The organism is Rhizobium oryzicola, assembly GCF_030504645.1.
GTDB classification, from domain to species: Bacteria; Pseudomonadota; Alphaproteobacteria; order Rhizobiales; family Rhizobiaceae; genus Neorhizobium; species Neorhizobium oryzicola.
The window spans coordinates 49,651-71,801 of sequence record NZ_JAUKWQ010000001.1 but is presented as its reverse complement, the minus strand read 5'-3'; the positions used below and the strand labels follow the sequence as shown (position 1 = coordinate 71,801).

19 protein-coding genes are annotated in these 22,151 nt (G+C 59.8%); 9 read left to right on the top strand and 10 right to left on the bottom strand.

Annotation, left to right across the window (positions count from 1 at the left end):
- Window positions 1-29: 29 nt before the first annotated feature.
- Together fabB and fabI are read left to right on the top strand one after the other, a co-directional pair.
- Window positions 30-1,253, top strand: coding sequence for a beta-ketoacyl-ACP synthase I (gene fabB / locus Q2T52_RS00295; RefSeq protein WP_302074689.1), 1,224 nt, complete (start codon window positions 30-32; stop codon window positions 1,251-1,253).
- Between the two features lie 5 nt (window positions 1,254-1,258).
- Window positions 1,259-2,065 (top strand): enoyl-ACP reductase FabI, encoded by an 807-nt coding sequence (gene fabI / locus Q2T52_RS00290; protein ID WP_302074688.1) that lies wholly within the window; start codon window positions 1,259-1,261, stop codon window positions 2,063-2,065.
- A 79-nt stretch (window positions 2,066-2,144) separates the two neighbouring features.
- Here the strand turns inward: fabI and Q2T52_RS00285 are convergent, their stop codons facing one another.
- From Q2T52_RS00285 to rbfA, 5 genes are all read right to left on the bottom strand, one after another.
- A complete protein-coding gene (locus Q2T52_RS00285; protein WP_302074687.1) occupies window positions 2,145-3,161 on the bottom strand; it encodes a class I SAM-dependent methyltransferase in 1,017 nt (338 codons plus the stop codon).
- Between the two features lie 107 nt (window positions 3,162-3,268).
- The gene (gene pnp, locus Q2T52_RS00280) at window positions 3,269-5,416 is read right to left on the bottom strand and encodes a polyribonucleotide nucleotidyltransferase (RefSeq protein WP_302074686.1); all 2,148 of its coding nucleotides are present in this window, start codon (window positions 5,414-5,416) and stop codon (window positions 3,269-3,271) included.
- 365 nt (window positions 5,417-5,781) lie between these two features.
- Window positions 5,782-6,051 carry a 30S ribosomal protein S15 gene (gene rpsO, locus Q2T52_RS00275; RefSeq protein ID WP_302074685.1) on the bottom strand — a complete coding sequence of 90 codons (270 nt, stop codon included), beginning with the start codon at window positions 6,049-6,051 and terminating at the stop codon, window positions 5,782-5,784.
- A 161-nt stretch (window positions 6,052-6,212) separates the two neighbouring features.
- Window positions 6,213-7,142: a tRNA pseudouridine(55) synthase TruB gene (gene truB, locus Q2T52_RS00270; protein ID WP_302074684.1), complete on the bottom strand. Its 930-nt coding sequence runs from the start codon at window positions 7,140-7,142 to the stop codon at window positions 6,213-6,215.
- 6 nt (window positions 7,143-7,148) lie between these two features.
- Entirely contained in the window at window positions 7,149-7,574 is a 426-nt protein-coding gene (gene rbfA / locus Q2T52_RS00265; RefSeq protein ID WP_302074683.1) for a 30S ribosome-binding factor RbfA, read from the bottom strand.
- A gap of 416 nt (window positions 7,575-7,990) precedes the next feature.
- Here rbfA and Q2T52_RS00260 point away from each other — a divergent pair, with 416 nt between their 5' ends.
- On the top strand, window positions 7,991-9,082 hold the full coding sequence (locus tag Q2T52_RS00260; protein ID WP_302074682.1) for a DUF475 domain-containing protein: 1,092 nt from the start codon (window positions 7,991-7,993) through the stop codon (window positions 9,080-9,082).
- Between the two features lie 37 nt (window positions 9,083-9,119).
- On the opposite strand, the gene Q2T52_RS00255 is transcribed toward Q2T52_RS00260, so the two are convergent.
- From Q2T52_RS00255 to Q2T52_RS00235, 5 genes are all read right to left on the bottom strand, one after another.
- Entirely contained in the window at window positions 9,120-9,866 is a 747-nt protein-coding gene (locus Q2T52_RS00255; RefSeq protein ID WP_302074681.1) for an ABC transporter permease, read from the bottom strand.
- Complete coding sequence (locus tag Q2T52_RS00250; RefSeq protein ID WP_302074680.1) at window positions 9,863-10,801, bottom strand: ABC transporter ATP-binding protein; 939 nt, start codon at window positions 10,799-10,801, stop codon at window positions 9,863-9,865. Before Q2T52_RS00250 ends, Q2T52_RS00255 begins: the two co-directional genes overlap by 4 nt.
- Window positions 10,798-11,964 carry an ABC transporter permease gene (locus Q2T52_RS00245; RefSeq protein ID WP_302074679.1) on the bottom strand — a complete coding sequence of 389 codons (1,167 nt, stop codon included), beginning with the start codon at window positions 11,962-11,964 and terminating at the stop codon, window positions 10,798-10,800. The genes Q2T52_RS00250 and Q2T52_RS00245 overlap by 4 nt, the downstream gene beginning before the upstream one ends.
- 37 nt (window positions 11,965-12,001) lie before the next feature.
- Entirely contained in the window at window positions 12,002-12,913 is a 912-nt protein-coding gene (osmF, locus tag Q2T52_RS00240; RefSeq protein WP_436799467.1) for a glycine betaine ABC transporter substrate-binding protein OsmF, read from the bottom strand.
- A 204-nt stretch (window positions 12,914-13,117) separates the two neighbouring features.
- The gene (locus Q2T52_RS00235) at window positions 13,118-14,857 is read right to left on the bottom strand and encodes a methyl-accepting chemotaxis protein (RefSeq protein WP_302074678.1); all 1,740 of its coding nucleotides are present in this window, start codon (window positions 14,855-14,857) and stop codon (window positions 13,118-13,120) included.
- A gap of 281 nt (window positions 14,858-15,138) precedes the next feature.
- Here Q2T52_RS00235 and Q2T52_RS00230 point away from each other — a divergent pair, with 281 nt between their 5' ends.
- The 6 genes from Q2T52_RS00230 to Q2T52_RS00205 all read left to right on the top strand — a co-directional run bounded on the left by Q2T52_RS00230 (window position 15,139) and on the right by Q2T52_RS00205 (window position 22,109).
- Window positions 15,139-15,501, top strand: a complete 363-nt coding sequence (locus tag Q2T52_RS00230) for an STAS domain-containing protein (protein WP_302074677.1) — start codon at window positions 15,139-15,141, stop codon at window positions 15,499-15,501.
- Window positions 15,498-15,866 carry a response regulator gene (locus tag Q2T52_RS00225; RefSeq protein ID WP_302074676.1) on the top strand — a complete coding sequence of 123 codons (369 nt, stop codon included), beginning with the start codon at window positions 15,498-15,500 and terminating at the stop codon, window positions 15,864-15,866. The genes Q2T52_RS00230 and Q2T52_RS00225 overlap by 4 nt, the downstream gene beginning before the upstream one ends.
- Window positions 15,863-17,923: a chemotaxis protein CheA gene (locus tag Q2T52_RS00220; RefSeq protein ID WP_302074675.1), complete on the top strand. Its 2,061-nt coding sequence runs from the start codon at window positions 15,863-15,865 to the stop codon at window positions 17,921-17,923. Before Q2T52_RS00225 ends, Q2T52_RS00220 begins: the two co-directional genes overlap by 4 nt.
- Window positions 17,920-18,429, top strand: a complete 510-nt coding sequence (locus tag Q2T52_RS00215; protein ID WP_302074674.1) for a chemotaxis protein CheW — start codon at window positions 17,920-17,922, stop codon at window positions 18,427-18,429. The genes Q2T52_RS00220 and Q2T52_RS00215 overlap by 4 nt, the downstream gene beginning before the upstream one ends.
- Before the next feature lie 23 nt (window positions 18,430-18,452).
- Window positions 18,453-20,147, top strand: coding sequence for a methyl-accepting chemotaxis protein (locus tag Q2T52_RS00210; RefSeq protein ID WP_302074673.1), 1,695 nt, complete (start codon window positions 18,453-18,455; stop codon window positions 20,145-20,147).
- 144 nt (window positions 20,148-20,291) lie between these two features.
- Complete coding sequence (locus Q2T52_RS00205; RefSeq protein WP_302074672.1) at window positions 20,292-22,109, top strand: methyl-accepting chemotaxis protein; 1,818 nt, start codon at window positions 20,292-20,294, stop codon at window positions 22,107-22,109.
- Window positions 22,110-22,151: the final 42 nt, after the last annotated feature.

The window sequence follows — 22,151 nt, the reverse complement described above, 5'->3', positions numbered from 1 at the left end:
TTTTCAGAAAACAACAAGGGTTAGATCAGATGCGACGGGTAGTTGTCACCGGTCTTGGTGTAGTGTCATCGATCGGCAATGATGCCGATCAAGTGACTGCCTCTCTCCGCGATGCCAAGTCCGGCATCTCCTTCTCCAGCGATTTTGCCGAACATGGTTTCAAATGCCAGGTCTGGGGAAAGCCGAACCTCGACCCCACGGATCTGGTCGATCGTCGCGCCATGCGTTTCCTGAGCCAGGGCGGCGCCTGGAACCATGTGGCCATGAAACAGGCCATTGCCGATTCCGGCCTTGAGGAGAAGGACTACGCCCAGAACGAGCGCGTCGGTATCATCATGGGTTCCGGCGGTCCATCCACCCGCACCCTGATTGAAGCAGCCGACATTACGCTGAAGAACAACAGCCCGAAGCGCATCGGCCCGTTTGCCGTTCCCAAGGCCATGTCCTCAACGGCATCCGCAACGCTTGCCACCTGGTTCAAGATCCACGGCGTCAACTATTCCATCTCGTCCGCCTGCTCGACATCGGCGCATTGCATCGGCAATGCCGTCGAGATGATCCAGTGGGGCAAGCAGGACATGATGTTTGCCGGCGGTCACGAAGACCTCGACTGGACCATGTCGAACCTGTTCGACGCGATGGGTGCCATGTCCTCCAAGTACAACGAAACGCCGGACAAGGCTTCCCGCGCCTATGACGCCAACCGTGATGGCTTCGTCATTGCCGGCGGTGCAGGCGTTCTGGTTCTCGAAGAACTGGAGCATGCGAAGGCCCGCGGCGCTAAGATCTATGCGGAAGTCGTCGGCTACGGCGCGACCTCCGATGGTTACGACATGGTGGCTCCGTCAGGCGAAGGTGCGGTACGCTGCATGCGCCAGGCGCTTGCGACCGTGAAGGGCGATGTGGACTACATCAACACCCATGGAACTTCGACGCCGGTCGGCGATTCGAAGGAAATCGGCGCGATCCGCGAAGTCTTCGGGGCCAAGATCCCTCATGTCCAGTCCACGAAGTCGCTGACCGGCCATTCGCTGGGTGCTGCCGGCGTGCAGGAATCGATCTATTCGCTGCTGATGATGCAGGCGGGCTTTATCGGCGAAAGCGCGCATATCGAGGAAATCGATCCGGAATTTGCCGACGTGCCGATCGTGCGTCAGCGGATCGACAACGCAAAGATCGATATCGCCCTCTCCAACTCTTTCGGGTTTGGCGGCACCAATGCCACGCTCGTTTTCCAACGCTATAACGGATAAGGCCCATGAGCGGTATCATGCAGGGTAAGCGCGGCCTCATCATGGGCGTCGCGAACAATCATTCCATCGCCTGGGGCATTTCCAAGGCGCTGGCCGCACAGGGCGCGGAACTGGCCTTCACCTTCCAGGGTGAGGCGCTGGGCAAGCGCGTGAAGCCATTGGCGGCTGAACTCAATTCGGACTTCGTCGTTCCTTGCGACGTGGAAGATCTGGCTTCCGTCGATGCCACCTTCGACGCCATCAAGGAACGCTGGGGTTCGCTGGATTTTGTCGTGCACGCCATCGGCTTTTCCGACAAGAACGAGCTGAAGGGCCTTTACGCGGATACGACCCGCGAGAACTTCAGCCGCACCATGGTCATTTCCTGCTTCTCCTTCACGGAGATCGCCAAGCGCGCCGCTCCCTTGATGACCGAGGGCGGCTCCATGCTGACGCTGACCTATAACGGCTCGCAGCGCGTCATCCCGAACTACAATGTGATGGGCGTTGCCAAGGCGGCTCTCGAAGCCTCCGTCCGCTATCTGGCGGCTGACTACGGTCCGAACGACATCCGTGTCAACGCAATCTCGGCTGGCCCCGTGCGGACGCTTGCCGGCGCCGGCATTTCGGACGCGCGCGCCATCTATTCGTGGAATCAGAAGAACGCGCCGCTGCGCCGTACGGCAACCATCGAGGATATTGGCGGTTCCGCCCTTTACCTACTGTCGGATCTGTCGCGTGGCGTGACAGGCGAAATCCACTATGTGGATGCTGGCTACAGCATTACCTCGCTGCCGACGCTGGAGCGCCTGCGCAAGGCCGACGTGGAATAGGCAGCTCTCCATCGAGATACAAAACAGCCCCTGCGCTCGTCGCGTCAGGGGCTTTTCCGTATCTACCGATGCGCAGAAATTACTTGCGCGCCCAGAGAACCTTATAGCGCGCATTGCGGCAGGTCTCGCCGCTTTCCTTGAACTCGGCAGTGAGCGTTGTCTCATAGGGCAGGCCGCGATTGGCAACCATCAGAAGACGTCCCCCGATGCGAAGCGCGTCCGATGCCGCCTTGATGAAGGCCTGACCGAGGCCCGGCTCCGCCGCATGCCCCTCATGGAAGGGTGGGTTCATGATGACGAGATCGTATTTTTCCTTCACCGGCTCGGAGGAAAGATCCTGCCAGAAGAAACGCGTTGCCAGATCCGGGCAATTGCGTGCGAGGTTCTTCTTGGCGAACTCCAGCGCGCGATGGTCATTCTCGAAGAGATCAATGCGGTTGGTGCGTGGCGAGGCTTCCGCGAGCTTGACGGAGAGATAGCCCCAGCCGGCGCCGAGATCCGCTGCATTGCCATCGAAATCCGTTGGCAGGCGGCTGGCAAGCAGTTCGGAACCTGCATCGACGCGATCATGCGAAAAGAGACCGGGAATGGTTTCGAACTGCTCCTCGACCCATTGCACCGGTTTCGAAAGCTTGGCGATGGCAGCCGTCGCATCCTGCGGGCGTGTGAACCAGACGGCCACACCGTGGTATTTCGGCATATGCTCGACATCCAAGCCCAGCTGCGCCAACTGCTTGCGCAGCGGCTGGATGCCATCTTCCTTCGAGCCAGCGGCAACGATCAGGCCGCCCGGCTTGACGCGGGCCAGAGCTTCCGCTGCATTCTGCTCATTCTCACCGCGATGCTTGCCGCAGAGGATCAACGCAGCATCGTAACCTTCGCCTTCGATCTCGGGAGACACCTGAACGCCGCGGGCCTGCAGCGGGCGAAACAGGCCACGCAGAGGCTGCACGTTGACGAGATCGCCCGCAAATCCCTCGGGGAGCGGCGGCCATGCTTCCGCCGCCAGAAACAGCACGCGCTCGCCGGCTTGCGGCCCAGGCAGTGTTTCCGTGGCAAAGGGATGGAACAGGGTCTTTACGGCATCGCGGCTCATGACGGCTCCGTCTTCAAATTGGTTTGGCGCACCATGGAGGTGCGCAAGCATTTATGCAAAAGGGCGCGGATCGCTCCGCGCCCTCGATGACTGCGAGGAAGAGGCGATTACTCGGCGGCTTCGCCGTCTTCAGCCTTCTTCTTTTCAGCAACGATTTCCTGGCCGGTGGCCTGATCGACAACCTTCATCGAGAGGCGAACCTTGCCACGCTCATCGAAGCCCATGAGCTTCACCCAGACCTTGTCGCCTTCCTTGACGACGTCGGAGGTCTTGGCAACGCGCTCGGAAGCGAGCTGCGAGATGTGCACGAGGCCGTCACGGGCACCGAAGAAGTTGACGAAGGCGCCGAAATCAGCGGTCTTCACAACAGTACCTTCGTAGATTGCGCCGACTTCCGGCTCGGCAACGATGGAGTGGATCCACTTGCGAGCCGCTTCGATCTCCTTGCCAGAAGCAGAGGCGATCTTGACGGTGCCATCGTCTTCGATGTTGATCTTGGCGCCGGTTTTTTCAACGATTTCGCGGATGACCTTGCCGCCCGAACCGATGACTTCACGGATCTTGTCGACCGGAATGTTCATCACCTCGATGCGCGGTGCGAATTCGCCGAGCTGGCCACGGCTCTCGGTGATGGCATTGGCCATTTCGCCGAGGATGTGGTTACGTCCGCCCTTGGCCTGGCTGAGCGCGACCTTCATGATCTCTTCGGTGATACCGGCGATCTTGATGTCCATCTGCAGCGAGGTAATGCCTGCTTCCGTACCGGCAACCTTGAAGTCCATGTCGCCGAGGTGATCTTCGTCACCCAGGATGTCGGAAAGAACCGCGAAACGGTCGCCTTCAAGGATCAGGCCCATGGCGATACCGGCAACCGGCTTTGCCAACGGCACGCCTGCATCCATCAGCGCCAGCGAAGTGCCGCAAACGGTTGCCATGGAGGACGAACCGTTGGACTCGGTGATTTCGGAGACGACGCGCAGCGTGTACGGGAACTGTTCCGGCGTCGGCAGCATCGGGTGGATGGCGCGCCATGCGAGCTTGCCGTGGCCGATTTCACGACGGCCCGGGGAACCCATGCGGCCGGTTTCACCCACCGAGTAGGGCGGGAAGTTGTAGTGGAGCATGAACTGCTCCTTGTACATGCCCGTCAGGCTGTCGACATACTGTTCGTCTTCGCCGGTACCAAGCGTCGCAACCACGAGAGCCTGGGTTTCACCACGGGTGAACAGGGCCGAACCGTGCGTGCGCGGCAGCAGGCCGACTTCGGCAACGATCGGGCGAACCGTTTCCAGGTCGCGGCCATCGATGCGGCTCTTGGTGTCGAGAATGTTCCAGCGAACGATCTTGGCCTGCAGGTGCTTGAAGACGGCACCGACGACTTCTGCCGTGTACTTGGCTTCACCTTCGGCCGGCAGGAAGTGTGCCTTGACCTTCGCCTTGACGGCATCAACGGCAGCGTAGCGGGCAGCCTTTTCGGTGATCTTGTAGGCAGCGCGCAGTTCGGTTTCGGCCAGCTTCAGCATTTCGGCTTCGAGTTCGGAATGATCTTCCGGTTCGAATTCGCGGGGCTCCTTGGCAGCCACTTCAGCGAGCTTGATGATTGCGTCGATGACCGGCTGGAAGCCCTTGTGGCCGAACATGACGGCGCCGAGCATGACTTCTTCGTTGAGTTCCTTGGCTTCGGACTCAACCATCAGAACGGCGTCCTGCGTACCGGCCACGACGAGGTCGAGGCTCGACTCGTCCATCTCGTCGAGATGCGGGTTCAGAACGTATTCGCCGTTGATGTAGCCAACGCGTGCACCGCCGACCGGGCCCATGAAGGGAACGCCGGACAGCGTCAGGGCAGCCGAGGTCGCAACCATGGACAGGATGTCCGGGTTGTTTTCGAGGTCATGCTGGATGACGGTAACGACAACCTGCGTGTCGTTCTTGTAGCCTTCCGGGAAGAGCGGGCGGATCGGGCGGTCGATCAGGCGGGAAACGAGCGTTTCGTTTTCCGACGGACGGCCTTCGCGCTTGAAGTAGCCACCCGGGATCTTGCCAGCGGCATAGGTCTTTTCCTGGTAGTTGACGGTCAGCGGGAAGAAGTCCTGGCCTGGCTTCGGCTCCTTGGCGGAGACGACGGTGGCGAGAACGACGGTTTCGCCATAGGTGGCGATGACGGCGCCATCAGCCTGGCGGGCAACCTTGCCCGTTTCGAGCTTCAGCGGGCGGCCTGCCCATTCGATTTCAACGGCATGTGTTTTGAACATGATGTCAGTCCTTCACTGCCTCCAGCCTTCTCTCGAAAACTTCAATGGTTTCCAAAAGGCTTGGCTATACGAGGCGTTGCGACACGATCACGGGCAAGACAACGGGAAGCTTCCTCCACCTTCGGCCCATCCGCCCGAAGGGTTTGCGACGGCCTCCAAAGGTCTCGCCGCGCGCCGGATTGTCATTTCATCCAGCGAAGCATCCGGCAATCCTGCCCCATGACAGGTCATCGGTTTCGTCTTCGGCGACCCGGCCCATCCGGTCCGCCACATCAGGCCATCCATCTTGCTGGATGACAGAACCGGATTTTCACGAAAAACCGGAAACGAAAGCGGCGGGCGACATGGCCGCCCGCCGAATGAAATTAGCGGCGAATGCCCAGAGCTGAAATGAGCTTCGAGTAACGGCCTTCGTCCTTCTTCTTCAGGTAGTCGAGAAGCGAACGGCGGCTGGAAACGAGCTTCAGGAGGCCACGACGGGAGTGGTTGTCCTTCTTGTGGTCCTTGAAGTGCTCAGTCAGGTTGTTGATGCGCTCGGTGAGGATCGCGACCTGTACTTCCGGCGAACCCGTGTCACCTTCAGCGGTTGCGTATTCCTTGATGAGAGCAGCCTTGCGATCAGCAGTGATCGACATCGTGTAATCCTTTCTATGTTTAAGGAATTGCGGACGCCATAGGCCGGGATGTCGGCCAGCCTTGGCCATGAAAGCAGGTGGGCGCGTACACCCTGTCCAGCTGGCGGTCGCTATAAACCATTCCGCCAGCCTTGGGAAGGGGCTTGCACAGCCTTAACGGCTCAAGCGAACACCCGCTTCGGGCGGAACTCACCCTGACCGATCTCGCCGATCGCGATCAACTTGCCGCCGGCAAGGGCCACCGCTTCCGGTTCCGCCACGGGCGCATCACGCCCGCGCAGGATGATGGGATTGCCCATCTTCAGGCGATGGGCCTGGTCGTCGCTGATGCGGATCTGCGGCAGTGCCGCAAGCGCCTCGCCGGTATCGACCAGGTAGGCATCAAGTGCTGCAAGACGCTCGTCGCGATCCTCGATCTTTTCGAGCTCGATCAGCGCTTCGAGTGGCACCATCTTCTCTTCGGCAAAGGGCGCGACGAAGCTGCGGCGCAGGCCGGAGATGTGGCCAAAGCAGCCGAGATCGCGGCCCATGTCGCGGGCCAGCGCCCGCACATAGGTGCCCTTGCCGCATTCGACTTCAAAGAAGGCGCGGTCCTGCTCGCTCTTCAGAAGCGTCAGGCGGAAGATTTCCACTTCACGCGCCGGAATTTCCACCACTTCACCGTCACGCGCCAGATCATAGGCACGCTCGCCGGCGATCTTGATGGCCGAGAATTGCGGCGGGATCTGCTCGATCGTGCCGGTATATTTTGGCAGGAGCGCGCGGACATCCTCCTCCGTCGGGCGCTTGTCGGAGCTTGCCGTCACTTCGCCTTCCAGGTCATCGGTCGTGCGCTCTTCACCCCAGCTGACGGTGAATTCGTAGATCTTGCGGCCATCCATCACGTAAGGCACGGTCTTGGTGGCATCGCCCAGCGCGATCGGCAGCATGCCGGACGCAAGCGGGTCGAGCGTGCCGGCATGGCCGGCCTTCTGGGCATTGAACAGCCACTTGATCTTGCCGACTGCTTCGGTCGAGCCGAAATCCAGCGGCTTGTCGAGAATGAGCCAGCCGGAGACCGGGCGGCCCTTGGGTTTACGCGGTTTGGACATGTCTTGCTATTCTTGTTCCTGGTCGTCTTCAGCGGCCCCATTCTGGGCCGACAGGTCGCGGCGAACTTCGGGCGAGCGAAGCAGAGCGTCGATCTTCTGGTAATTGTCGAAGCTGGTATCGTCGCGGAAACGCACTTCCGGCATATACTTCATCTGCCGCAGGGCGCCGCTCAGGCAACCGCGAATGAACTTCGCATTGCGGTTCAACGCGTCTATCACCTTGTCGTGGTCCTTGACGCCGAGCGGCGTCACATAGGCGGTGGCGATCTTGAGATCCGGCGACATGCGCACTTCGGAAATCGAGATCACGGTCTTTTCAATCAAATCATCGCGCACTTCGCCCCGCTGAAGCACTTGCGTGATGGCAGCGCGGACCTGCTCGCCAACACGAAGCATCCGCTGGGAAGGCGCGGAAGTTGTAGCTTTGCTCATTTTTGTTTTTCTTTCGATCGGCCGGTTCGGATGCATCCTAGCACAAAAACTGCCGACCGGCGCGGGCAGGCGTGCTCCATGCCCTGCAAAGGCCAAAAGGTCAAGGTAAACGGCGAAGCTTGGTGAATGTTGCAGCCGCTGCGGCACACCCCGCGACAAGCCTATTGACCTTCGCGGCAATTTCTCCACTTTAGAGAGGTCTCCGCAAGCACAACCGAAGCTTCCGGATTGAACACTGGTGCCGGGCCCCTCTGGCGAGAGTTTTCACGGCGCTCTCGCGATGTCGGTACCGCCTGCAAATGAGCCGGCGGATAGAACCCCATGACAAGCTTGTCGATCCGTACCACGGGCGCGATGCCGATGGCATGCGCCCATCGTAAATTGAAATTCATCACTTCTTTGCCGGAGGTCCGCGCATGAGCCAGCCGACCTCTCAAACCTCAACGCTCGGCTATTTCCGCTGGGCTTTCATCGTCACCGTGCTTGGCCTCATTCTCGGCGGCGTGCTCGGATGGCAGTCGGAAGGCACGATCGGCGGCATGCTGACGGTCTTCTTCATCTGCGCCGTTCTGGCGGTGCTGGAAATTTCCCTGTCCTTCGATAATGCCATCGTCAATGCCAACAAGCTGAAGGACATGACACCCGTCTGGCAGCAGCGGTTCCTCACCTGGGGCATCCTGATTGCCGTGTTTGGCATGCGCATCGTCTTCCCGCTTCTGATCGTGGTGATCGCCGCCGGCATCGGCCCGATCGATGCCGTCATTCTCGCCGCCGCACGGCCGGATGAATATGCGCGCATCATGAACGAGGCGCATCTGCCGATCGCCGCCTTCGGCGGTACCTTCCTGATGATGGTTGGCCTCAGCTACTTCTTCAAGCAGGAGAAGGACGTCCACTGGATCGAGGTGATCGAAAGCCGCATGGCCCGATTTGCCAGCATCAAGGGCGTGGAAATTGCCTTCGTGCTGCTGTTGATCATGCTGTTCTCGCGGCTTCTTCCGGAAGCGGAAGCTTCGACCTTCGTGCATTCCGCGGTCTATGGTCTTCTCACCTTTCTGCTGGTGGAAGTGCTAGGCGGCTTGCTGGATGCCCAGCAGAAGACCATGAGTGCCGCTGCCAAGGGCGGTCTCGGTGCCTTCATCTATCTCGAAGTGCTGGATGCCAGCTTCTCCTTCGATGGCGTCATCGGCGCCTTCGCGCTAACGCAGAACCTGTTCGTCATTGCCATCGGCCTTGGCATCGGCGCCATGTATGTGCGCTCCATGACCATTATGCTGGTGGAAAAGGGTACGCTTGCCGAATACCGCTATCTGGAGCACGGCGCCTTCTACGCCATCCTGATCCTTTCGGTGATCATGTATGTGCAGACCATGGTGCATATTCCGGAAGTCATCACGGGCCTTGGCGGCGCCGGCCTGATCGGCCTCTCGCTCTGGTCTTCCATTCGCTACAATCGCATGGAACGGCAGCGGGAAGCATCGTCAGGCATGAAGCATAGCCACGCATAAGATTACCGGCCGGCGGATCGCGGGATTCGCCGGTGTCTCACACAGCGAGCCTTGTGCGGCGCCTTGCCCAGATCTCGAGCGCCGTCAATGCGTCATGCGCCAGGACGGCCAGCCCTGCCACCGCCAATCCCCCTTGAACGATGAAGGCCAGATTGTTCGACTGCAATCCGGCGATGATGACCTCACCCAGCGTGCGCGCAGCGACAGTCGAGCCGATCGCCGCTGTCGACAGGCCGATCACCAGCGAAAGCCGGAAGCCCGCGACGATCAAGGGCAAGGCGAGCGGCAATTCTACCGTGCGCAGACACTGCCACTCGGTCATGCCGCTGCCGCGCGCAGCCTCCATCACGGGTGCAGGCAGGGTTGTAAGCCCGGTCAGGGTCGTCTCGAAGATCGGCAACAAACCATAAATCAAAAGAGCGACGAAGGTTGGCCTATCCCCGAAACCAAGCGCGGGAACCGCCAGCGCCAGCACCGCAACCGGTGGAAAGGTCTGGCCGATATTGGCGATGCTGCGCGACAGCGGCAGGAAGCTTGCGCCCCAGGATCGGGTCACCACCACGGCAGCGGATACCGCCAGTATAAGCGCTCCAAGGGTTGCACCCAGCGCCAGCACCACATGCGAAAGGGCCAGCGACCACAATTCCGCCTGGGCATAGATCGACGGTGCGCTGGTATTGGCCAGTGGCCGGAACACAGGTTCGAACAACTGCGGCTGCAGAAACAGGCCGAGCAGCAGGCAAAGGCCGATCAATCTCGGGATCGCGCGCGAAGCAAAGGTCATTGCGGCCTCTGAGCGGCCTGTTTCAGCCGCTCCAGCGCTACGCGCCCTAACACGGTTCCACGTGAATCTGTCACCGGAGCCGCAGCCTTTCCGCTCCAGAGCAAGGCGGCAAGCGCATCGCGACGGCTGGTCGTGACGGAAAGAGTGTCGCCAATGGCGTCGCCGGGCTCCACGAGGTCGCTGATGTCTGTCAGCGACAGCAGACGGAAGGCCTGCTCGTTTTCTCCCAGGAACGTCTGAACAAGCGGGTCGGCGGGATGCACCAGCACATCCTCAGGCCTGCCGGCCTGTAACAATCGCCCGCCTTCCATGACCGCGATCTGATCAGCCAACCCAAAGGCTTCATTCATGTCATGGGTGACGAGCAGGATAGTGATGCCGAGACGTCGCTGAATATGCAGCAGGTCGCTCTGCGCCTTGGCGCGCACCAGCGGATCAAGCGCTCCGAAGGGTTCATCCATCAGCATCAGCCGGGGACGGGCCGCGAGAGCCCGCGCCACGCCCACGCGCTGCCGTTGCCCGCCGGAGAGTTCATGCGGATAGCGGCGGGCAAACACGGCAGGCTCCAGCTGGAAAAGCTCCAGCAATTCGGCCACCCTCGCCTCTGTCTGCTCTTTCGGCCAGCCGAGGAGATCCGGAACGGTCGCAATGTTCTGCGCCACAGTCCGATGGGGAAAAAGCCCGTGACCCTGGATGGCATAGCCGATACGGCGACGCAGCTCATGCGCCGGCAGTTGCCGGTGATCCTGCCCTTCGATGGTGATCGTGCCGCTGGAGGGCTCCACCAGCCGGTTGATCATCTTCAACAGGGTCGTCTTGCCAGAACCGGACGTTCCGACGATCGCCGTGATCGTACCTTCCGGTACCCTCAGCGAAACACGATCCACCACCGTCCGGTCCGCGTACCGTTTGCTGACATCTTGGATCTCGATCACGCAATACTCCCCCTGCCCTTGCGTGGTGCGCTCCAGGCAATCAGCGCGTCCATGATGACAGCCGCCACGAAAGCGAGACCAACTGTCGGCAGCGCTCCGAGCAAAATAAGATCGGCAGCATTCTGACCGAGCCCCTGGAAGACGAAGACACCGAAACCACCACCGCCAATCAACGCCGCGACCGTCGCAAGGCCGATATTTTGCACCAGCACGATGCGCACGGCGGCCAACAGTACCGGCAGTGCCAGAGGCACTTCCACCTTCCAGAGCCTCTGGCGATCCGTCATGCCCATTCCCCGCGCTGCCTCGATCAGATCCCTCGGCACGGCGGCGAGACCGCTCAAGGTGTTGGCCACCATCGGCAACAGCGAATAGAGCAGAAGCGCGACAAAGGCCGGTGCGGCACCGATGCCTGCTATGCCAAGGGCCGATGCACCCGGAACATGGCTTCCGATCCAGGCCATGGGTCCGATCAGTATGCCGAACAGGGCAATCGACGGGATGGTCTGCACGATGTTGAGACCGTTCAGCGCCACCGCTTTCAATCTCGGTCGGCGATGGCAGAGAAGTCCAAAGGGAATTCCGATGATGATTGCGGCAGCGAGCGATCCGATCGCCAACCAGACATGCTGGACTGCCTCGCGCCAGAAGACATCCGAACGGCCCTGATATTCCCTGAGAATGGAAATGCCGGACAGCCAGCCGCTGGAGAAGAGCCCGGCGAGGATCAGCACGGCAGCCAAGACGGCCATGAGGCCTGCCAGAGGCGAAGGTTTAAGCCGCGCAAAGCCATCGGCAATGCCAAGACCGAGGGCGCCGGTCAGCAGCCAGAAGCCTGCAGCGGGAGATAACCTGGCGTAGGCGTTACTTGGCGGCAGATGACCTGCCGTACTGCCCAGAGCAAGGATGACCGCCATCAAAGCAGTCGCCGTCACGACAATGCGAAGAGATGGACGGCACCCCAGCCATGTTACGGTCGCAAGCGCGATCAGTGCCAGGATCACAAGCGCACGCGCCCAGAACGGCGGCCCATCCAGCAGAAAAAGCGGCTGGCCGGGGACGATGCGGTTCGGCTTCAGCGTCGCAAACGGCAAGGCCAGCGCAAAGGCTATCAAGGCAGCCAGTACCAGTTGAACTGCATCGGCCTGCGGCTTGATGGACATGGGGGCCGCAGGACGCAAACCAGCTCTCCCGCGTCTCTTACTTCAGAAAACCCTGCTTCTTCAGGAAATCATCCGCCACGCCCTTGGCCGGTTCACCGCCCAGCTGCACGCGCCCGTTCAATTGCTGGAGCGTGACCAGATCGAGCTTTTCGAAGACGGGTTTCAGGATCGTCTCGATGTTCGGATATTTCTTCAGAACCTCTTCACGGATGATCGGCGCCGGCTGGTAGACGGGCTGCACGCCCTTGTCGTCATCCATGACCACGAGGCCCGAAGGCGCAATGCCGCCATCCGTGCCATAGACCATGGCGGCATTGGCGCCGCTTGTCTGGTTGGCCGCTGCGGCAATGGTGGCCGCCGTATCACCGCCCGAAAGCGTGATCAGCTGCTCCGGCTTCATGGTGAAACTATAGGCCTTCTGGAACGCCGGCAACGCGGCGGCGGAATTCACGAATTCTGCGGAGGCCGCCAGCTTCACCTGCCCGCCGCCTGCAACGTATTTGCCGAAATCGGAGAGCGTCTTCAGCTTGTTCTTGTCCGCCACATCCTGGCGAAGCGCGATCGCCCAGGTATTGTTGGCCGGCGATGGCGTCAGCCAGACGATCTTGTTGGCCTTGTAATCGAGATCCTTGGCAGCGGCATAGGCTTTGGCGGCGTCGTTCCAGACGGGCTCTGCGCTCTTCTCAAAGAAGAAGGCGGCATTGCCGGTATATTCGGGATAGATATCGATCTCACCGGCGGTGATCGCCTTGCGCACAACAGGCGTCGCGCCGAGCTGGATGCGATCTTTGGTCTCGATACCATTGGCTTTCAGCATCGACAGGATGATATTGCCGAGTACCCCACCTTCCGTATCGATCTTGGAGGAAACTACAACTTGCGCTGATGCAGAGCCAGCCATCAAAGCCGCCAGCATCAATGCACCTGCCAATGTCCGAATGGAACGCATCGCTTCCTCCCTTGTTCGACGACGTCGCGTCTCACCATAATTTCAGAATGCGTGCAGATAGGCTTGCGCACAAGAAAGAACAGGGCGACGGAGAAAGGAATCTGCTGTCCTCAGCAGGAATGATTGTATGCTTGGCTTGCAAGAGCCAATGGCACACCATTTTTGCTCAAGGGTTCGGCTTGAAGTGAACGCAAGCTGCAGAGCCTAGAAAAGCGCCGCATCGAGATCGTCGTCCGAAAGCGCCATCGTCAGCGGAGCCTCCTCGGGCGCTTCGGTGCCGAGAACGGCAGCATGTAGCTCCCGTTCCGATGCCATGGTGTACTTCTTGTTGATACGTGGACCGATCACCGCAATAGCACCCTCCAAACCGGACATGTCGATCTCATCCGGAACGGTCGATGCCATATCCTCGTAGCAGCGACGAAGGATCTCGCCGAGTTCTGCCTGGAAGTCTAGGCGCGAGAGCGCTTTGTTCATGTCGTCAACACCGCGCTGACCTTCGCCGGCCATGACGCCGAGGTCGCTTTCCATCTGGTCGCCCGCGCTGCGGATGCGGCCCAAAGCGCGCTCAAGCCGTGTGTCCAGGCTTTCCTCATCCGTAAGCGTCGCCGGCTGATCGAGCAGATGCTTTGCCGCATCTTCCAGCGGGTTCAACTGGACAAGAATCAGTTCCGCCGATTCATCGAGCTGCGCCGCAAAGTGTCGCAGCTCAGCCGTCACGACGTTGATTGCCTTGCCTTCTTCACCAATCCGGCTGCAACGCAGGTTGGTGTTGAGTGCCATATAATGAATGTCACCACGGACGTTCTGGACGACGCTGATGCCATCGAGCAGCTCGCGCACGGTCTGCACCGTATCTTCGCTCAGCTTTTCAGCGGCACGGGCAACCTCTTCAATTTCCGCCACAGCAGAGCGCGCCTCAGCGATACCGCTTTCCAGCTCGCGCAGAACGCCGTTGCTCTGGCCTTCGGAGCCGCCTGTCATCGCCTGCTGCACGGCGGTGATTTCGCCAAGATCAGACCGGAAGCTGGCAATGGTCTCGACGATACGCGCCGTGTCACGATCAAAATCGGCCCGCGACTGATCCAGCTGCAAGGCCACCAGCCGACTGATGATGGCTGTCAGTCTTTGCCGGTCATTGGCATTCAATTCGGACCCTTCAGGCGATGCCAGATAATCCGAGAGAACCTCGAAGCTATACTGGCAGTGTTCAATACGCTGGCGCGTGATATCGCCGATCTGCATGGCCGATAGCGTCGAAGACAACTTGTTCTGGATGCCGCGGGCAATCGCCTTCACCTCGTCTGCGCGCTGCGCCAACTGCCGGCGCTCGCCCTTGATGCGATCGACACCGGTGGACAGATTCTGGACGATATGCGGGATGGTTTCCTTATAACGAGCAACAGTCGCCTCGCCCTTGATCATCACAGGGCCGAGATCGGTGCTCAGCTTCTTGAGCTTATCGGAAAACGCATTGACCTGGTTGGCGCCTTCCTGAATGCGCTGCAGGATCTCTTCGGCAAAACCGGCAAAGTCAGCAATGCCAGCGCCCGTAATTTTTGCGGTGACGGCGAAGGTCCGCAGGTAGCGGAGCGTCTCCTGCATGCGACCAACATTCGGGCGGACCAGCTTTTCTGTCTCGGCTACGCCGCGAAAACCCGTTTGCCGCGCCGTCTCGCGTGCAGCCAGATCGGAGAGCGCAGTGACGGTGCGGTTCAGCTCAGCCATGGTCGCTGCAGCCGTCTCTTCGTCCAGAGATTGGGTGAGCGTATCGAGGGAGCCGATCATCCGGTTCAGGATGTCCAGTACGGACAGAAGAACAGCTCCCCCATCCAGAAAGCGCTGCTCAATGCGCGAGCGAGCCTCTTCGAGACGGGCGCCTGCCTGAACGCCGCCAATCGACGCCGAGTATGCCTGACTGACCTGGGCTGATGCTAGTGCCATCCGTTCCGCTCTCGCTAAGTTTCGTAAAGGAATTCTGTCCGGAAACGAAACACATTCCCTATATCTAAAATATCGCATGAGTTGTGTGCGATGACGAGAGTTTTCGCCGAATCATCTTAAAGAGTCGCCAACAAGGCCAATGAATTCATGCGTTTTCCCACCATTGGTTAATTTTCTTTTTCGGGACTGCATTCAATTCAACCGTGATTCTTACTACATCAGAAGTAGTCTCTTTTGATTAGGTAATTGTTAATCATACCTGCCCAGAATTCCGTGCAATCATGCGGCCGACGCCATTTTGCTTGGGGGTTCCATTGCCGTCGAATACACCAGTTTCATTACCACTTTCGCTGCCCGGCCAGCTGACGATCCGGACGATCGCAGCAATTCAGGAAGAACTCCTGTCTGCCCTTGCCGGTAACGGCTCCATCATCCTTGACATCCCGGAGGATGCCCAGGCCGACCTCAGCTTCGTGCAGCTCATCGAGGCTGCACGCATCTATGCCGGCACTGCCGGCAAGCAACTCTCCCTTAAGCAACCAGCGTCCGGCCAGGTGCTTGAGGTCCTCGACCGCGGCGGCTTCCTGCAAGATATGGCCGCCGAGGACCAGAGGTTCTGGCTTCATGAAAGGACAGTTCAATGACCGCAAGCATTCTCACCGTTGACGATTCTGCCAGCATTCGTCTGACAACCCGCGTGGCGCTGTCGAACGCGGGCTACACCGTAACGGAGGCCGTGGATGGCCAGGATGGCCTGTCCAAGATCAAGAGCGGCAATTTCGATATCATCGTTACCGACCTGAACATGCCGAACATGGACGGTCTGACGATGATCCGGGAACTCCGGAAGCTGCCGGCTCATACGGGCGTTCCGGTGATCTTCCTCACGACGGAATCTGACAACGAGTTGAAGCAACAGGCAAAGGCTGCCGGTGCGACGGGGTGGCTGACCAAGCCCTTCGATCCCGAGAGCCTTGTCAAAATCGTCAAGAAGGTCCTGGGCAGATGAGCTTTCCTGATCCGATCGCAGTCTTCAGAACGGAAGCGGCAGAACTGCTGGAGCAGGTGGAAACCGGCTTGCTCGACCTCAACCACGATCTGACCGACAAGGAACAGGTCGATGCAGTTTTCCGCGGGTTGCATACTCTCAAGGGCTCCGGAGCCATGTTTGGCTTCGAGGCCCTTGCTGCTTTTACCCATCATTGTGAAACTGCGTTCGATCAGGTGCGCAAGGGCATTGTCCCGGCTACGCATGATCTTGTGACCGCAGTTCTCAGCGCCACCGACCATATGCGGGCGCTGATCGAGGTGCCCAATGGGGACCATGACGCCGTGAGCGAAACGCTGCTCGCAAAGCTTCGTGCAGCCGTTACGGCGGCAGGTGGTGGCGGTGCGGTGGCGGCTCCCGCTGCGATAGCCGCCTCTGCAGCGCCGAACACGCCCGCGGCACCGGCTGCACCTGCCACAACCACTTACAAGATGCGGTTTAGCCTGCCCGCCAATTCCATGGCGAACGGCACAAACCCCCTTGGCCTGCTGGATGAATTGCGTGATCTCGGAGAATGCCGGATCAAGGCGGACCAGTCGTCCATTCCTTCCCTCGACATGCTGATGCCGACGGATCTTTATCTAACATGGGACATCGTGCTGACGACCGAGCAGCCACGCTCGGCCATTGATGATGTCTTCATTTTCGTCATGGACGAGATGCAGCTGGACCTCGAGGTGGTAGATGTGCCCTCGGCGCCCGCCGCAGCACAGCCAGCGCCCGCCGCAGCACCTGCGACCCCGGTCGCGACGGCAGACCCCCCGGCTGCGCCTGCCGTCTCCTCGGAACATGCCCCTGCGGCGGCAAAAGCCAATCCCGTTGCCGATGCGAAGCAAGCCAAGTCTGCGGAAAACGTCCGTGTTCCCGCCGAACGTCTGGACGAGCTGATGGACCGCGTCGGCGAGCTTGTGATTGCCCAGTCGCGCCTCAGCCAGCTGGCAGGCGTTAGTGGCGATCTGCAATTGCGAGCGGTTTCCGAAGACGTGGAACGTCTGTCCGGCGAATTGCGCGATACCATGATGGTGCTTCGCATGGTGCCCGTGACGCATCTCTTCGGCCGCTTCCGTCGCCTCGTCCACGACCTTGCCATCGAGACCGGCAAATCCATCGAGCTGATTACCGAAGGTGAAACGACCGAGGTGGACAAGAGCGTGATCGAACGGCTTGCCGATCCTCTGGTGCATCTGGTTCGCAACTCTTGCGATCATGGCTTGGAATCTGCACAGGAACGCGTTGCCGCTGGCAAGTCTGAAACAGGACGGATCTATCTGACCGCTCGTCAGCAGGCCGGTGAAGTCATCATCACCATCAAGGATGACGGTCGCGGCATCAACCGCGATCGGGTGCGCGCAAAGGCGGAATCTTCCGGTCTGATCACGCCGAATGCCAACCTGACCGACCAGGAACTGCTGCAGCTGATCTTCCAGCCCGGGTTCTCCACCGCACAACAGGTCACCAATCTGTCCGGTCGCGGCGTCGGCATGGATGTGGTCAAGCGGACGATCGATGCGCTCCGCGGCACGATCAATGTTGTCAGCCATAACGGTCAGGGATCCGAGATCTCGCTGGCCATTCCGCTGACGCTCGCCATCATCGATGGGCTTCTGGTCCGCGTCGGCAACGGGCGTTACGTCATTCCGCTTTCGGCTGTCGAGGAATGCCTGGAGCTTTCCGTCGACGAAGACATGCGTTCACGCGGTCGCAGCTTCATTTCGCTGCGCGACAGTTTGGTGCCGTTCATTAGGCTCCGCGAACTTTTCCATACCGGCACTGCACCCGATCCATTCCAGAAGGTGGTTGTCATTTCCACCGGATCCGAACGTGTGGGCCTGGTTGTGGACCAGATCATCGGTGACCACCAGACGGTCATCAAGGGTATGTCGAAACTGCATCATGACGTGGCGACCTTCTCCGGCGCAACAATTCTGGGTGACGGCGGCGTCGCCCTCATTCTCGACGTCGGACATCTGGTCGCCGAAGGGCAACATCAGGAGGCGCATCTGCGGGCTGCGGGATGAGTGAAGCACTGAGAAAAATACCCGACCACCTGTGGGACGGACGCGAAGAACTGGAAGTTCTGGTTTTTGACATTGCCGGGGAGATGTTTGCCCTGGAAGCAGTCAAGGTTCAGGAAATTCTGGATCTTCTCCCAGAAACGACGGTTCCTGGCGCAAAGCGCTTCGTCGGCAGCGTCATCAACTTCCGTGGCAAAGTCATTCCGCTTGCGGATATCCGCCTCGCCTTCGGCATGCAGGCGTCGCAAGCAACAATAGACAGCCGGATCATCGTTATCGAACTCGATATCGACGGCGAACCTACCCTGACGGGCATCCGTACCGACAAGGTCTACGAAGTCACGACCCTGCTGAAGGCTGCGGGAGAACCGCCACCCAGCGTTGGCATGCAATGGCGGCCGGATTTCATCGATTGCCTCGTTCGTCGTGGTGGCGAATTCATCATCATGCCTAACCTTCACAGGATCTTCTCGGTACACCACGAACATTCAGCGACAGGATCGCAATAATTCTTCCACGAGGGAAAATATAGATGCGCGCAACGATCAAACTGAAGCTGTTTTCAGCTTTTGGATTCGTCCTTTTGATGCTTCTGGGCACGGCGGCTCTGGGAGTAATCAGCCTTGGTAGCCTCAACGCGACGCTCGAAAAGGTCGTGGAAGGTCCGGCCACCCGCCTGCGTATTGCGCAGGATATGAACAACACGCAGCTGCAGGAATTGCGGCAGCAGAAAAACCTGCTCCTGACGGACGACAAGGCCGCGATGCAGGGTTATTCCAAGAAAATCGATGACTATCGTCGCGAATACGACGCAGCGATGGCGCAGATTCTCGCCCTGGCGACAGAACAGGGCAAGGTGACGTGGAACAAGCTGGGCGTTCTCGTTGCTGATTATCGCAAGCAGGAAGATCAGATCCGTGATCTCATGCTGGCCGGTAACCGCGACCAGGCGCTGCGTATCTCCGTTACCGACAACCGTGTCACCATGACAGAGATCGACAAGCTCTTTGACGAGATTGTTGCGCTTGAAACCAAACGTCTTGCCGAAGCCAAGGCCAATGCGAGTGCCGATTACGCACAGACCAGTTCTATTTTGATGACTGTTGCTGGCGTTGCGCTTCTGGTCGCCATCATTGCCGCAGTATGGATCGCCACTTCGATCAACCGAGGCTTGCGCAATGCGGTCAATGCCGTCCAGGCCGTCTCCGAAGGTGACCTGACCCGCATGGTCGAGATCAAGACGAAGGACGAGATCGGTGATCTCCTGGGCTTCGTCAACACGATGATCGAGCGCCTGCGTGGCGTGGTTGGTGATGCGCTCTCGGCATCCGACAACGTGTCTTCGGGCAGCCAGGAACTGTCGGCAAGCTCCGAACAGCTCTCTCAGGGTGCAACCGAGCAGGCATCTGCCGCTGAAGAAGCTTCCGCTTCGATGGAAGAAATGGCGGCCAATATCAAGCAGAATGCCGATAACGCTGCTCAGACCGAAAAGATCGCCCGTCAGTCCTCTCGTGATGCGGAAGCGTCAGGCCAGGCCGTTACCCGTGCTGTCGGTGCAATGCGCACGATTGCCGAAAAGATCTCGATCGTTCAGGAAATCGCCCGCCAGACCGACCTTCTCGCTCTCAACGCGGCTGTCGAAGCAGCGCGCGCCGGCGAACACGGCAAGGGGTTCGCAGTGGTGGCGTCGGAAGTGCGCAAGCTGGCGGAACGCAGCCAGGCGGCTGCCGCCGAAATCTCCACGCTCTCAGGCGAAACCGTGCAGGTGGCAACCGACGCTGGCGAGATGCTGAACCGATTGGTACCCGACATCCAGAAGACCGCGGAACTGATTTCGGAAATCTCGGCAGCCTGCCGCGAGCAGGATATCGGGGCCTCCCAGATCAACGAGGCGATCCAGCAGCTCGACAAGGTGACCCAGCAGAATGCCGGTGCATCCGAGCAGATGTCCGCCACATCGGAAGAGCTGGCCGCTCAGGCTGAAGAACTCCAGGCCTCCATTGCCTTCTTCCGCGTCGATCGGACCGATCACCCGCAGGCCGCCCGGAGCGTGAAGAAGCAGGTCGTGCGCATGAGCCACCAGGCCCGTCCGCAGGCCGCAGCACAGGCTCCTCGCCGCCCGGAAAATTCCGTCGCTGCGCAACAGGCACGCGCCAAGGGCTTTGCTTTGGATATGTCGATGGGCGGACCGGATGCGGATGATCATGATTTCAGGCAGAGCGCCTGATTGAACAGGATCCCGACGTGACCGTCGGGATCACCCCGCTCTGATGATTAGGGCGTGTCCACCGGTGCCCGGTGCGCAGAAGATTGAATGTCATCGATCGTGTTGCGGACAGTCGAATTGCATCGTTTCAAGGGGATATCGAGGATGCGCTTTACGATCAAACTCAAACTGGCATTAGCTTTCTGCCTGATGATCGTCATGCTGGTCGGCATGGCCATCTATGCCACGGTTAGTCTTGCCACGCTCAATCAGTCTACCGGCGACATGGTCGAAGGACCCGCAAAGCGCCTAGAATATGCACTGACGATTTCCGGAAAAATGTCCGAGGCCATTCGCGCGCAGAAGAACGCTCTCCTGGAGCGCGACAACGCGCTGGCCGAGAACTACTTCAAAGGCTACGAAAAACAGATGTCCGATCTGCTGGACACAGCTAGAGCCGGGCTTGCGATCGCCAGTGCGGAAGGCAAACCCTATTGGGAGTCTGTGATTGCGACAGGAAACGCGGTCAAAGAAGCTTCTACTCCGCTATCGGCGCTGCGCTCAGGCGGTCAACTCGACGCCGCTATCACGCTCTCCAACGGTCCCATTCGGCAGCTCGCGGCCAAAATGACCGAGGATCTGGCCAAACTCGTCGACATCCAGAAAAAGGGGATGGCGAAAGCCGATGCGGCCAATGATGAACTCTACGTCACGACCCGCCTGACAATGCTTTCCGTTGCAGGGGCTGCAACTGCCATCGCCGTGGTCGCAGCGATTTGGATTGCTGTCGGCATCAGCAGAGGTCTCGGCAAGATTAGCATTGTCGCCGACGCCGTTTCGGTTGGCGACCTCGATCAGTCCGTCGAAATCAAGACCAATGACGAGATCAAGGATCTGATCGAAAAGATCAACGTCATGACCGGCAATCTCCGGGAAACCGCAAGGGTTGCGGATCAAATCGCCAATGGCGAGCTGACCGTCAACGTCAAGCCACTCTCCGACAAGGATACGCTCGGTCTCTCGCTAAAGAGCATGGTCGAACGCCTGCGCGGCGTGGTCGGCGATGCGATGGCCGCTGGCGACAACGTGTCCTCGGGTAGCCAGGAACTGTCGGCAAGCTCCGAACAGCTCTCTCAGGGTGCAACCGAGCAGGCATCTGCCGCTGAAGAAGCTTCCGCTTCGATGGAGCAGATGGCAGCCAACATCAAGCAGAATGCCGACAACGCTGCTCAGACCGAAAAGATCGCCCGTCAGTCCTCTCGTGATGCGGAAGCGTCAGGCCAGGCCGTTACCCGTGCTGTCGGTGCAATGCGCACGATTGCCGAAAAGATCTCGATCGTTCAGGAAATCGCCCGCCAGACCGACCTTCTCGCTCTCAACGCGGCTGTCGAAGCAGCGCGCGCCGGCGAGCACGGCAAGGGTTTTGCAGTGGTGGCGTCGGAAGTGCGCAAGCTGGCGGAGCGAAGCCAGGCGGCTGCCGCCGAAATCTCCACGCTGTCGGGTGAAACCGTACAGGTGGCGACGGAAGCGGGCGAAATGCTGAGCAAGCTCGTACCGGACATCCAGAAGACCGCCGAGCTGATCTCGGAAATCTCGGCAGCCTGCCGCGAGCAGGATATCGGTGCGGCCCAGATCAACGAGGCGATCCAGCAGCTCGACAAGGTGACCCAGCAAAATGCCGGTGCATCCGAGCAGATGTCTGCGACGTCAGAAGAGCTGGCAGCTCAGGCCGAAGAACTCCAGGCCTCCATCGCCTTCTTCCGTGTCGACCAGTCGGGTAGCCGCTCCGCACAGACTACAGGACGTTCGGCACAGGCACGTGCTCCGCAGCGACCCGCCGCCAAAGCAAGTACGGCGAACAAGCCAAAGCCGGCACAAGGACACTCGGTCGCTGCCCAGCAGGCGCGTGCGAAGGGCTTTGCCCTCGACATGTCCACAGGCGGCTCTGACGACGAGGATGACGATTTCCGTCACAGCGCGTGACACAACTCGGGTTCCGGCGTTTGCCGGAACCCTATACACAAC

Excerpts from the sequence above, each read along its gene's own strand:
- rpsO (WP_302074685.1), bottom strand. The coding sequence starts at position 6,051 with ATGTCGATCACTGCTGATCGCAAGGCTGCTCTCATCAAGGAATACGCA.
- Q2T52_RS00220 (WP_302074675.1), top strand. The coding sequence starts at position 15,863 with ATGAGCTTTCCTGATCCGATCGCAGTCTTCAGAACGGAAGCGGCAGAA.
- Q2T52_RS00215 (WP_302074674.1), top strand. The coding sequence starts at position 17,920 with ATGAGTGAAGCACTGAGAAAAATACCCGACCACCTGTGGGACGGACGC.
- fabB (WP_302074689.1), top strand. The coding sequence starts at position 30 with ATGCGACGGGTAGTTGTCACCGGTCTTGGTGTAGTGTCATCGATCGGC.
- Q2T52_RS00235 (WP_302074678.1), bottom strand. The coding sequence starts at position 14,857 with ATGGCACTAGCATCAGCCCAGGTCAGTCAGGCATACTCGGCGTCGATT.
- fabI (WP_302074688.1), top strand. The coding sequence starts at position 1,259 with ATGAGCGGTATCATGCAGGGTAAGCGCGGCCTCATCATGGGCGTCGCG.
- Q2T52_RS00285 (WP_302074687.1), bottom strand. The coding sequence starts at position 3,161 with ATGAGCCGCGATGCCGTAAAGACCCTGTTCCATCCCTTTGCCACGGAA.
- Q2T52_RS00260 (WP_302074682.1), top strand. The coding sequence starts at position 7,991 with ATGAGCCAGCCGACCTCTCAAACCTCAACGCTCGGCTATTTCCGCTGG.
- Q2T52_RS00245 (WP_302074679.1), bottom strand. The coding sequence starts at position 11,964 with ATGTCCATCAAGCCGCAGGCCGATGCAGTTCAACTGGTACTGGCTGCC.
- Q2T52_RS00205 (WP_302074672.1), top strand. The coding sequence starts at position 20,292 with ATGCGCTTTACGATCAAACTCAAACTGGCATTAGCTTTCTGCCTGATG.
- osmF (WP_436799467.1), bottom strand. The coding sequence starts at position 12,913 with ATGCGTTCCATTCGGACATTGGCAGGTGCATTGATGCTGGCGGCTTTG.
- Q2T52_RS00210 (WP_302074673.1), top strand. The coding sequence starts at position 18,453 with ATGCGCGCAACGATCAAACTGAAGCTGTTTTCAGCTTTTGGATTCGTC.
- pnp (WP_302074686.1), bottom strand. The coding sequence starts at position 5,416 with ATGTTCAAAACACATGCCGTTGAAATCGAATGGGCAGGCCGCCCGCTG.
- Q2T52_RS00230 (WP_302074677.1), top strand. The coding sequence starts at position 15,139 with ATGCGGCCGACGCCATTTTGCTTGGGGGTTCCATTGCCGTCGAATACA.
- Q2T52_RS00225 (WP_302074676.1), top strand. The coding sequence starts at position 15,498 with ATGACCGCAAGCATTCTCACCGTTGACGATTCTGCCAGCATTCGTCTG.
- truB (WP_302074684.1), bottom strand. The coding sequence starts at position 7,142 with ATGTCCAAACCGCGTAAACCCAAGGGCCGCCCGGTCTCCGGCTGGCTC.
- Q2T52_RS00255 (WP_302074681.1), bottom strand. The coding sequence starts at position 9,866 with ATGACCTTTGCTTCGCGCGCGATCCCGAGATTGATCGGCCTTTGCCTG.
- rbfA (WP_302074683.1), bottom strand. The coding sequence starts at position 7,574 with ATGAGCAAAGCTACAACTTCCGCGCCTTCCCAGCGGATGCTTCGTGTT.